The sequence below is a fragment of the Chryseobacterium sp. CH21 genome (genome assembly GCF_004119445.1).
Taxonomy (GTDB): domain Bacteria; phylum Bacteroidota; class Bacteroidia; order Flavobacteriales; family Weeksellaceae; genus Chryseobacterium.
The window spans coordinates 17,392-28,771 of sequence record NZ_QICI01000054.1; the positions used below are offsets into that span (position 1 = coordinate 17,392).

The 11,380-nt window shown below is 37.7% G+C and carries 9 protein-coding genes and 1 pseudogene; 9 read left to right on the forward strand and 1 reads right to left on the reverse strand.

The genetic code is table 11. From position 1 onward, the window contains the following. Nucleotides 1-17: 17 nt before the first annotated feature. Entirely contained in the window at nt 18-533 is a 516-nt protein-coding gene (locus tag BOQ62_RS11660) for a hypothetical protein (protein WP_129039662.1), read from the forward strand. Between the two features lie 73 nt (nt 534-606). Here the strand turns inward: BOQ62_RS11660 and BOQ62_RS11665 are convergent, their stop codons facing one another. Beyond that, nucleotides 607-1,077 (reverse strand): Lrp/AsnC family transcriptional regulator, encoded by a 471-nt coding sequence (locus BOQ62_RS11665; protein ID WP_121488409.1) that lies wholly within the window; start codon nt 1,075-1,077, stop codon nt 607-609. Between the two features lie 142 nt (nt 1,078-1,219). On the opposite strand from BOQ62_RS11665, the gene BOQ62_RS23205 reads away from it, so the two are divergent. The 8 genes and pseudogenes from BOQ62_RS23205 (at nt 1,220) to BOQ62_RS11700 (ending at nt 11,027) form a co-directional block, all read left to right on the forward strand. After that, a complete protein-coding gene (locus BOQ62_RS23205) occupies nt 1,220-1,825 on the forward strand; it encodes an MFS transporter (RefSeq protein ID WP_228413997.1) in 606 nt (201 codons plus the stop codon). Then, nucleotides 1,807-2,607: an MFS transporter gene (locus tag BOQ62_RS23210; RefSeq protein ID WP_228413999.1), complete on the forward strand. Its 801-nt coding sequence runs from the start codon at nt 1,807-1,809 to the stop codon at nt 2,605-2,607. Before BOQ62_RS23205 ends, BOQ62_RS23210 begins: the two co-directional genes overlap by 19 nt. 120 nt (nt 2,608-2,727) lie before the next feature. Next, a complete protein-coding gene (locus BOQ62_RS11675; RefSeq protein ID WP_129039664.1) occupies nt 2,728-3,474 on the forward strand; it encodes a metallophosphoesterase in 747 nt (248 codons plus the stop codon). A gap of 85 nt (nt 3,475-3,559) precedes the next feature. Next, nucleotides 3,560-4,474, forward strand: a complete 915-nt coding sequence (locus tag BOQ62_RS11680; RefSeq protein ID WP_129039666.1) for a helix-turn-helix domain-containing protein — start codon at nt 3,560-3,562, stop codon at nt 4,472-4,474. Nucleotides 4,475-4,692: 218 nt separating this feature from the next. Beyond that, nucleotides 4,693-5,838, forward strand: a complete 1,146-nt coding sequence (locus tag BOQ62_RS11685; RefSeq protein ID WP_129039667.1) for an efflux RND transporter periplasmic adaptor subunit — start codon at nt 4,693-4,695, stop codon at nt 5,836-5,838. 9 nt (nt 5,839-5,847) lie between these two features. Then, a pseudogene (locus BOQ62_RS11690) lies at nt 5,848-8,987 on the forward strand (efflux RND transporter permease subunit). Between the two features lie 16 nt (nt 8,988-9,003). After that, nucleotides 9,004-10,416, forward strand: a complete 1,413-nt coding sequence (locus BOQ62_RS11695) for an efflux transporter outer membrane subunit (RefSeq protein WP_129039669.1) — start codon at nt 9,004-9,006, stop codon at nt 10,414-10,416. Nucleotides 10,417-10,475: 59 nt separating this feature from the next. Beyond that, the gene (locus BOQ62_RS11700; RefSeq protein WP_129039671.1) at nt 10,476-11,027 is read left to right on the forward strand and encodes a DUF2652 domain-containing protein; all 552 of its coding nucleotides are present in this window, start codon (nt 10,476-10,478) and stop codon (nt 11,025-11,027) included. Nucleotides 11,028-11,380 lie beyond the last annotated feature (353 nt).

An 11,380-nucleotide genomic window follows, 5' to 3' on the forward strand; every position in this document is an offset into this window, starting at 1 on the left:
TCTAACCGATAAATAGTATGAAAAATATAAGAAATATAAGTATAGCAATTGCTTTGGTCATTTTCAACTCATTCTTTGCTCAGGTAGCTATTGGTAAACAGGCGGTAGATGGAAACAGTACAGTATTGGATTTTAATAATGTATCCGAAAATACAAAAGGATTAATTCTTCCTGCTACATCAGGATTTCCCACAGGAACGTTAGTGAACGGAACATTCATCTTTGATGTTACAGATAAAAAAGTAAAAGTCTACGAAAATGATGTCTGGAAGTCCTTATCAGATGCCGGTAATTCAAGTGCAATTATGGCCAATAGTTCTGCAGAAACAGGGAAAGGAGTCATTATGGGAGAAGCTACAAGTTCTGCCGATGGCGTATTGGTTCTGGAATCTCAGAATAAAGCTATGATTCTTCCTAAAATAGCAACACCACATCTTAATGTAAAAAATCCTTATCCGGGTATGATGTGCTATGATACAGCCAGCAAAACTCTGGCAGTATTTGACGGATCAGTCTGGAATTACTGGAAATAAATAATAAGATGATTCGGAATATTGTGTTTAAAATAAAAAAGCGGCTGTGTACTTAACATGGCTGCTTTTTAGTTTAAACAATCTGAACGCTTTCCTTAATGCTGTTCATCACAAAAATACTTTTAGTCTGACCAATTCCCTCAATTTCTGATAATTTGTTGACAAAAAACTCATGAAACTCATCCATATTGGGAGCAAGAATTTTCAGCATAAAATCAAAATCTCCACTGATATTATAAAATTCTACAACTTCTTTCAATTTACTGACTTCTTCAATAAATTTTCCCGCAGTTTTTTTATTGTGAACATTCAAAGCAATCATACAGATTACCATCATCCCTTTATTGACCTTTTTACGGTCTACCACAGCAGTATATTCTTTAATGATTCCCTGTTTTTCCATACGTTTGATGCGCTCATGGGTAGGCGTAGGACTCAAATTGATCCTTGCCGAAATATCACGGACACTCATCTTCGCATCTTTCTGAAGCAGACGGAGGATAGATAAGTCTTTTTCATCTGGAATATAATTTTCAGTTGCCATTTTGTTCTGTTTTTATAGGTTTTTTCTGGTAGATAAGGTATTTTGTTCTTTTGAATATTTAAAATTTTAAGTATCGTTCCAAATTTAAGGTTAAATTTTTAAATATGTTCTGTTAATTTTAATTTTGCAGGAAATTTGAAATATGGATACAAGGAAGAATTTAATATTAATTTTAGCATCGGTAGGAACATTTGTAGAGGCGTTGGATATTGCCATTATTAATTTAACTATTCCCTCTATTCAGCAGCAGTTTCAGATTGGAGCAGAAACTGTTCAGTGGCTGCAGACCCTTTATGTATTGTTTTTTGGCGGATTTTTGATCATTGGAGGAAAGCTTTCAGATCAGATCGGAAGAAAGAAAATGTTTCTTCTGGGAGCGCTGATTTTTATGCTGACTTCGTTAGGAGCAGGATTATCTCAAAACTTTGAAGTGTTGGCGGTTTTTCGTGCTTTACAGGGATTGGGAGCTGCGTTAGTGATGCCTTCAGCATTATCCATTGTGACGAATACCTTCAGAGGAGAACAGGAAAGAAACCGTGCTATCGGAATTTTCAGTTCATTTGCTGCTATTGGTTCAGGAAGCGGACTTTCCGTAGGAGGAATTATCAGTACTTATTTAAGCTGGCATTGGGTTTTCCTGATTAACGTTCCTATTCTTTTAATCACATTGATATTATCATACTATTATCTGCCGACAGATGAAAAAGCGAAACCGCTCAGAAAACAGATATGGTTTCAGGAATATTGATGGTCCTTGGGTTGTTAAGTCTGACTTATGGAACCCATGAACTGGTTCATATCAAAGAACAGCCTTTCCTGATAATAGGTTCTTTGGTTTTAGCATTAGTTCTGCTTGTTATGGTGTACTACCGTTTAAAATCTGTGGCAGAACCTTTGGTAGATTTAAAACTGTTTAAGCATAAGTCCCTGGTAGTTTCTAATGCGGTATTCTTTACCTTGGGAGCGTTTTTTATCGGTTTTTTATTTCTTATTTCACTGATGCTTCAGAAAGATATGGGGTCTAGTGCTGCTTCTGCAGGATTAATGCTTGTTCCGTTCAGTATTCTTTCTGCTTTGACGGCTAAATTTATTCTGCCACACGTATCAAAACGTCTGAGCTCTTCCCAGATGGGAGTTTTAGGATGGTCTTTTATGCTGATTGGAGGATTGTTACTCTTGATTTCTGTTTATACCGGACATCCGTTAACAATGGTCTTATTGGGAGCTGCGTGTATCTCCGGAGTAGGAATGACATTTTGTTTTACAGCACTTTCAGTAATGGGAATTCAGGATGTGGAATCTGCACATTACGGGTTGGCATCAAGTTTGAGCTCTACAAGTTACTTTCTGGGAGCTGGGATTGGATTGTCGTTCATGACGTTGATGAGTCAGATTTTTCCATCAGAACTTTCTGTAGGAAGCCTGAATCTGATTATTTTGATCAGTTATGCTTTATTAGCCCTTGGAATGCTATTCTATTTTATATTGAAAAGCGTAAAAGTGAAGCAGGCAGAAGTGGCCGTTTCATAACAAGCGGCCTTAAAAATATACAAACTATATGAGGAAAGAATCGGTGCTGAGGTGTCGGTTCTTTTTTTTGATTTTTGCCATTCTGCTTCCCTTTATTACCTTTGCTGTTTACTATATATCATGAAAATACAGGTCATCAGCGATCTTCATCGGGAATTTGGAAGTACGGAATTATGTTTTGATCACTCAGATATGGTTGTGCTGGCAGGTGATGTCAATCTGGGAATCAAAGGAATAGAATGGATTAAAGAAGCAATACCTAATAAACCTGTAATCTATGTGTTGGGAAATCATGAATACTATAAAGGCTCATACCCGAAAACACTCAATAAAATTAAGGAAGCAGCACTGGATACCAATGTTCATGTGCTGGAAAATACATTTGTAGATATTGATGGAATTCGTTTTCATGGCGCAACTTTATGGACGGATTTTTCAATCTTTGGAAATCCTGTTCAGTACGGAATGCTTTGTCAGCCCAAAATGAACGATTATAAAATGATCAAAAGAGATCCTTCTTATTCGAAAATGAGAACTTTAGATACTTTTAAAATCCATCAGCTTTCAAAACAATGGTTAAAAGAAAGCCTTGAAGAATCAAAAGGACTAAAAAATATAATCGTTACCCATCATGCACCCAGCATACAATCAGTTCCTGAACATTACAAAGAAGATCCGTTAACAGCAGCTTATGCTTCAGATTTAGAAGATTTAATTAAAGAATACCAGCCTTTATACTGGATTCATGGGCATATCCATACGCCGTGCAGATATAAAATTGGAGAAACAGAAATCATATGTAATCCTCATGGCTACATTGATGAAAAATATAACGGATATGATAAAGAACTGCTGGTTGTTGTTTAGCAAACAATAAAAAGTGAAATCGATTATTGGGCTTTTTGGCTCTTTTTCCTTTTTTCCACTACCTTCGTGTTTAATTTTCTTTCCAATGCCTAAAAAATCCCATCCAAAACCTGATTTTGTTTCTCAGCTGGCCTTTGATGAAGTGCTTCAGCAAGTGGAGTTTGACCTTAGAATCAAGGAGTTTGTGGTGATGGAAATTGATAAGGCAAACTACATCATACAACCTAATATGCCTTACCGTTCTGATTATTTCTGCATTTTTATGATACAGAAAGGAGGTGTTACCTTCAGGTTGGATGATAAAAGTTATAGCGTAACCGAAGGCGACATTGTTTTTTGTCCCATGCTGGAAACATTTTGGCTTGATGAAATTGCTGAAGATTACAATGCAAAATACATTTTCTTTTCTCTGGATTTTATATCCGATGCGGGTTTTAATTATAAGTCAAATAACGTTCTGAAAAGCCTGTCTTCGGATCCTACTCACATCATCAGAAATGAACCGGATGTGTACAGAAAACTGAATTTTCATCTCGATGAGCTTAAGGTTTTAAATGACAAGGAAAAAGAGAATTATTATTTCAACGAAATGATCTGGCATCACTTTTCGCTGGTAATCTATGAAATTGACAATTATTTCAAGAAAACGGAAAAACCCCATCCGGTGACCCACAGAGAGGATGAGCTGACAACCAGTTTCTTTAAGCTTGTTCAGGATCATTTCAAAGAAGAACATAATGTTCAGTTCTATGCAGATAAACTTTTCATTAGTCGTAAATACCTAACGAAGGTGATTAATAAAACAGTGTTTAAATCACCAAGAGATATTATCCATCAGGTTTTGGCTGTGGAAGCCAGACTATTGCTGAAAAATCCGAATCTGAATATCAGTGAGGTAGCGGCAAAGCTGAGTTTTTCAGATCAGGCAGCCTTCAGTAAATTCTTCAAAAAACATACGGCAAGATCTCCATTGGAATACAGGAAAGATGATCTGTATTGATAATCAGTGTCTTATAATTTTAAGACGTCTTTTTACCAAATTTCAACTATTATTTTGATTAAAAATAGTAAATAGTGTCATTTATATTGTTTATGAATGATATTTCTCATGTTTTTCAAAATAAGGAGTCTTTTTGACAAAACAAGGAGTTTTTCGAATAATCCTATTGAATTTTTTTCGTTCGATTTTTGTGCGGAAAATTTAAAAGGACTATTGTTATGCAAAGATTTTTTATTCAAAAATCGACTCTACTTTTCCTCTCACTGATCGCATTGACAGGGTGCAGGAAAAATAATCAAAACCAGGGCTATCAGCAGCAGGCGCCGGAACTCCCTGTGGCAAAAGTAACGCAGGGAGACGCTTCTGTTTCCAGAGAATATGCAGCATCTATCGAGGGAGTTTCCAATGTGGAAATCAGACCTCAGGTAACAGGATATTTAAGCAAAATTTTTGTAGATGAAGGTGATTTTGTAAGAGCAGGTCAGCCATTATTCAAAATTGAAGATCAGGTTTTCCGTGAACAGCTGAAAAGCGCTCAGGCATCTTTGATTACCGCTCAAGCGAATCTTTCCACTTCTAAAATTGATCTAGACAGAAAAAAAGAACTGTTCAGAAACAAAATGGTTTCTGAAATTCAGGTAAAAGAAGCTGAAGCAGCTTATAATGCAGCACGAGGAGCGGTAAGTCAATCTACCTCAACCATTGAATCTGCAAAAATCAATCTTAATTTCTCTACCATTAAAGCTCCCGTAAGTGGATTTATCGGAAGATTCAATTGTCGTCTGGGAAGTTTAATGACGCCGGGTAATCAGGATCCGATTACTCTGTTATCAGACATTCATCAGGTGTATACGTATTTCAGCTTGAGCGAAAATGATTTTAATAACTTTCAGAAACAGTACGCCGGAAGCAGTATTAATGAGGTCATCAAAAATACACCTGCCGTTTCATTATTGCTTTCAGGAGGTGAAAAATATGCAGAAACAGGAAAGATTGATGCGGTGGAAGGTCAGTTTAATAAAACAACCGGATCTATCACGCTAAGAGCAAAATTCAACAATCCCAATAATCTTTTGAGAAGCGGAAACACCGGAAAAATTGTACTGGATCAGTTCTACAGCAATGTTGTTTTACTTCCGATTGCTTCTACCAGAACCATTCAGGATAAAGTTTTTGTGTTTGCTATTCAAGGCGGGAAAGCGGCAATGCTTCCGATTGAAGTGAATGGAAAAGCCGGGGATAATTTCATTGTAGCCAAAGGACTTAAAGCAGGAGATGAGTATATCACCAGCGGTTTTGACCGTCTACAGCCGGGAACTCCTGTCGTGGCACAAAAGAAAAATGCTCAACAGAAAAAATCCTAAGAAGAAATCATGTTAAAGAAAATTATAAAAAGACCCGTACTGGCAACGGTGATATCCGTATTGCTTGTTATTCTGGGGATTGTCGGGATGGTAAGTCTTCCGATTACAAAATTTCCGGATATTGCGCCACCTACCGTTATGGTAACCGCTGCTTATCCGGGAGCCAATGCTGAGACTATTGCAAGGTCTGTAGCACCGCCATTGGAAAATGCCATCAATGGAGTGGAAAATATGGATTATATTACTTCTACAGCAAGTAATGACGGTACATTAAGTATTACTGTTATTTTCAAATTGGGAACAGATCCTGATCAGGCCGCTATTAATGTTCAGAACAGAGTGGCACAGGTGACCAACCAGCTTCCTGCTGAAGTAATTCAGGCTGGAATCACTACGGTGAAAAGGCAGAACAGTATGATTGCCATGGTCTCTTTGACCAGTAAAGACGGTACGATGAGTGATCTTTTCCTTGAAAACTATGCGAAAATTAATATTGTTCCTGAACTTAAAGGGTAAAAGGAGTAGGAGATGCCATGGTATACGGAAATAAAGATTATTCCATGCGTATCTGGCTGGATCCTAATAAACTGACTTCTTACAATCTTACGCCATCTGATGTTTCCCGTGCTATTCAGACACAAAACCTTGAAGCAGCACCCGGAAGATTAGGAGAAAGAAGTAAAGAGGTTATGGAATATGTTCTTCGTTACAAAGGAAAATTTACAGAACCTGAACAATATGAAAATATCACGATCAAAGCGTTGAATGACGGTTCTGTTTTAAAATTAAAAGACATTGCCAAAGTAGAATTCGGAGCGTATAGTTATACAGTTTCTTCCAATTATAATAAAAAAGCATCCGTAACGATGGCGATCTTCCAGATGGCTGGATCCAATGCCAATGAAGTGCAGATCGCCCTTCAGGAAAGAATGAAAGAACTGGAAAAATCCTTTCCCGCAGGAATGGATTATGAAATTCCTTATGCTACAAAAGATGCGTTGGATCAATCGATAGAACAGGTAATTCATACCCTGATAGAAGCCTTTATTCTGGTTTTTATTGTAGTGTATATCTTCCTTCAGGATTTCCGTTCAACATTGATTCCGGCCATTGCAGTTCCGGTATCTATTGTAGGAACATTCTTCTTTATGAAGGTTTTCGGGTTCTCTATCAATATTTTAACCTTGTTCGCATTAGTGCTTGCGATTGGTATTGTGGTAGATGATGCGATTGTAGTTGTAGAGGCAGTTCATGCCAAGATGGAACATAAAAAACTCAACCCAAGAGCGGCTACCATGTCTGCCATGAGCGAGATCACAGGAGCTATTGTTTCCATCACGTTAATTATGTCTGCGGTATTCGTTCCGGTGGCTTTTATGAGTGGTTCTACGGGATTATTCTATCAACAGTTTGCACTGACACTGGCGATTTCGATTGTAATTTCAGCAATTAACGCATTGACGTTGAGTCCGGCTTTGTGTGCTTTATTCTTAAAACAACACCATCCGGGAACGCATGAAAAAATGAATTTCAAAGACCGTTTCTTTGCAGGGTTCAATGCAAGCTTCAATAAACTGACTTTCCGTTATGGAAAAGCGGTATTATTCCTTTTAAAAAGAAAATGGGTGGCGTTGATCATTATTGTAGCCTTCGGAGGATTGTTTGCATGGATGTCGATGACAACACCTAAAGGATTTATTCCGGATGAAGACCAGAGTTTCATTATTGTAACCGCTAACCTTGCTCCCGGAGCTTCAAAGGACAGAACCTCTAAAGTGGTTTCTGATACGGAAGATTTATTGATGAAAAATCCGGCAGTGGACAAAGTGATTTCGGTAGACGGACTGAACTTATTCAGTGGTTCCATGTCATCTTCAGCAGCTTCTATTTTCGTTAAATTAAAAAAAGGAGGTGAGAGAGGGCCTGTCAATAATATCAATGACATCATCGGACAAACCCAGGGAATGCTTTCTCAGGATAAAAGAGCCAATTTCCTTGTGATCAATACGCCAACGGTAGACGGTTTCGGTAATACCAGCGGAATGGAGCTTGTACTTCAGGACCGTACCAACGGGGAACTTCAGAATTTAGGAAATATTTCTTACGGAATGATGGGTGCTTTAATGCAGAGACCTGAGGTAGCCGTAGCATTTACGACGTTTGATGTTACTTATCCGCAGTTTGAAGTGCTTGTAGATGAAGTGAAATCTGCTCAGCTTGGAGTAAACGTTTCTGATGTGTTGGGAGTAATGCAAGGCTATTATGGAAGTATTCAGGCTTCTGATTTCAATAGATTCGGAAAATATTACAGAGTATTGGTGCAGTCTACGCCGGAAACAAGACAGGATAAAGAATCTTTGAATGGAATTTTCGTTAAAAATAATCTGGGCCAGATGGTTCCGATCAATACATTGGTTAGTCTGAAACAGGTGACAGGAGCTGAAGTAGTAGATCGTTTTAACTTATTTAATTCTTCCAATTTAACCGTGATGGCAGCTCCGGGATACAGTACCGGACAGGCTATGGCAGCCATTGAAGAAGTGAGTAAGCAGGTGCTTCCTCCGGGATATACGTACGATTATAAAGGAATGAGCCGTGAAGAAGCAGGTTCGAGCTCACAATCTGTGATGATCTTCGGATTATGTATTGTATTTGTATTCTTCCTTTTATCTGCGCAGTATGAAAGTTATATCCTTCCATTAGCGGTGTTGATTGCAATTCCGGTAGGACTTTCCGGAGTGTTTGTAGGAATTACGTTTGCAGAACTTTCCAATAATATTTATGTACAGATTGCATTGGTAATGCTCATCGGATTGCTGGCGAAGAATGGTATCCTGATCGTAGAATTTGCGATTCAGAGACGTAGAGCAGGGAAAAGCCTTATCGCATCTGCAGTAGAAGGAGCAAAAGCCCGTCTGCGTCCTATTTTAATGACTTCCCTTGCATTTATAACAGGATTGCTGCCATTGTTATTCGTGGTGGGGCCTTCAGCAATGGGGAACCATTCTATCGGATATGCAGCCATTTCAGGGATGCTTTTCGGAACTATTCTGGGGATTTTTGTAGTTCCGGTTCTTTTCGTGGTCTTCCAGGCATTGCATGAAAGAATCAACGGAAGAGTAGTAACCGATGCAGATTGGGAATATTAATTCAAATGATTTTAAAATGAAAATTAAAAATATAGCATATATCGCATTCATTTCCGGAACAGCAATCTCCTGTAAGGTTCAGAAATATGAACAGCCTGAAATAAAAATGCCTGAAGCTTTCAGAAGTGATAGTATTGTGGCGGATTCTCAGGAGAATATTGCTAAAATAAGTTATAAAGATTTCTTCAAAGATCCAGTGTTGGTAGGATTAATTGATAAAGCAATGGTGCAGAATAATGATCTTCAGATGGCTTTGAAGCAGATAGAATTTGCATCACTGGCTTACAATCAGAGCAAATGGGCTAATATCCCAACGGTAAGTGCTTCTGCCAATGCCAATATCAACCGTCCTTCAGATAACAGTATGAACGGAATGATGGCCGGACAGTTTATGGGAAAAAGGTATATGGAAGATTATACAACTTCTCTGAGTTTCTCATGGGAAGCTGATATCTGGGGTAAAATCAAAGGCAGAAAAGAACAGGCTTTGGTAGAATACCTTAAAACACAGGAAGCGGCAAAAGCGGTAAAAACACAAGTAGTATCTGCGGTTGTACAAGGATATTACAATCTTTTGATGCTTGATACTCAGTTGGAAATTACAAAATCCAATATGGCTTATGCAGAGAATACCCTGAAGTTTCTGACCAAACAGCAGGAACTTGGTTTGACAACAGCATTAGCAGTACAACAGCAGGAAATTGTGAAAGATCAGATTCTGAAATCAATTCCCGCTATTGAAAGCTCTGTAATCACTCAGGAAAATGCTTTGAGTTTGTTGACCGGTTCTATGCCACGGAAAATTGAAAGAAGTGCAAGTCTGAACAACGTTCAGTCTCCGGATCAGATTGCCACAGGAGTTCCGTCAGAATTGTTAAGCTATAGACCTGATATCAAAACAGCAGAACTTGAAGTCAGAAAAAGTGCAGCTGCAATCCATGTGGCAAAAATGAGCATGTATCCTTCTTTGAATATTACCGCACAGGGAGGAGTGAATGCCTTCCAGATCAGTAAATGGTTCAGTGTTCCGGGATCACTTTTCGGAATGGTGGCTGGAGCAGTCGCACAGCCTATTTTAAATGGAAAACAGCTGAAAACCCAATATGAGCAGTCTAAAGTATTGGCTGATCAGGCAGAAATTAACTTTAAGCAGTCTGTTTTAAAAGCAGTGGGCGAAGTTTCTGATGCATTGATACAGATTCAAAAGTTGGAAGAACAGCAGAAAGTTGCAGAAGGACTGGCAGTGAAATCAGGTGAAGCAGTGAAGAAGGCGGATTTATTATTTAAATATAATTCAGCAACTTATGTAGAAGTGATTATCGCACAAACAAATAAACTTCAGGCAGAACTGGAACTGGCTTCTCTGAAAACCCAGAGACTGAATGCCATTACTGCGCTTTACCGTTCTGTAGGAGGCGGATGGCAATAAAGTAAAATTGAATCTGCTTCGTCTCTAATGACGAAGCAGGTTTTTAATCCATAATCATTATGAAGACAAATATACAAGAGGGGATCATTCTCATTCCGGATTTCAGCGGATTTACCGAATTTGTGTTCAATACAAAATTGTACACCGGCGAGTATATTGTGCGACAATTACTGTCTACACTGATTGATGTGAACGATCAGTATTTTGAAATTTCCGAGATTGAGGGAGATGCCATTTTATTTTACCGTTATGATGAAAATCCGTCTTACCAGAGTATTTCAAAAATGCTGTGGAAGATGAGAAGCGCCTTCAACAGAAAGATAGAGGAGCTGAGTAAGAGTTTAAGCACCAAAATTGATCTGGCTCTTAAATTTATTGTTCATTACGGATCTTTTTCACAATACAATATTGGAAACTTCAGAAAACTCTATGGAAAAACCATTGTGGAAGCCCATCAACTTTTGAAAAACGGATTGGCAGAACAGCCTTCTTATGCACTTTTCAGTAATTCTTTCCTGGAAAGCAGTAACAATAGGGAGTCTGACTTTAATAAAGATCCCTTTCGTTTGCCCGAAGTAGGTGTTATCCACTATTTTGAAAATTTAAACTAGCATATATTTTTTAATATTATTCCTTGTAAATTTGCTATTGCTAGCGGCCCGGGTGAGATCCGGGCCTTTTTTATAAGCCTGTTTTTTGAAAATCTGAGGATGATCAGTTTGTTTTTATAGGTTGTTCATAAAAAAATCATGAGTTTAAGATCAATTTTAAAACTTTTTTTAATAAAATTTAAATTACAGATAAAAACTATTTTTAAGAATAATTATTATGAAAGTGATTTATATTAAACTGATTTTTTGAAAAATTTATATTGTTTTTTAATTTATGTTTAAAAGTGTTCTTGGTATTTTGTTGGAAATTAGATATTTATTTTAATTTTTGATGTAACAAAGTTGTGAAGATA

What these genes read in the sequence shown, in the direction of transcription:
- BOQ62_RS23210 (WP_228413999.1), top strand. Translation starts at nt 1,807, where the DNA reads ATGGTTTCAGGAATATTGATGGTCCTTGGGTTGTTAAGTCTGACTTAT.
- BOQ62_RS11680 (WP_129039666.1), top strand. Translation starts at nt 3,560, where the DNA reads ATGCCTAAAAAATCCCATCCAAAACCTGATTTTGTTTCTCAGCTGGCC.
- BOQ62_RS23205 (WP_228413997.1), top strand. Translation starts at nt 1,220, where the DNA reads ATGGATACAAGGAAGAATTTAATATTAATTTTAGCATCGGTAGGAACA.
- BOQ62_RS11685 (WP_129039667.1), top strand. Translation starts at nt 4,693, where the DNA reads ATGCAAAGATTTTTTATTCAAAAATCGACTCTACTTTTCCTCTCACTG.
- BOQ62_RS11675 (WP_129039664.1), top strand. Translation starts at nt 2,728, where the DNA reads ATGAAAATACAGGTCATCAGCGATCTTCATCGGGAATTTGGAAGTACG.
- BOQ62_RS11695 (WP_129039669.1), top strand. Translation starts at nt 9,004, where the DNA reads ATGAAAATTAAAAATATAGCATATATCGCATTCATTTCCGGAACAGCA.
- BOQ62_RS11660 (WP_129039662.1), top strand. Translation starts at nt 18, where the DNA reads ATGAAAAATATAAGAAATATAAGTATAGCAATTGCTTTGGTCATTTTC.
- BOQ62_RS11700 (WP_129039671.1), top strand. Translation starts at nt 10,476, where the DNA reads ATGAAGACAAATATACAAGAGGGGATCATTCTCATTCCGGATTTCAGC.
- BOQ62_RS11665 (WP_121488409.1), bottom strand. Translation starts at nt 1,077, where the DNA reads ATGGCAACTGAAAATTATATTCCAGATGAAAAAGACTTATCTATCCTC.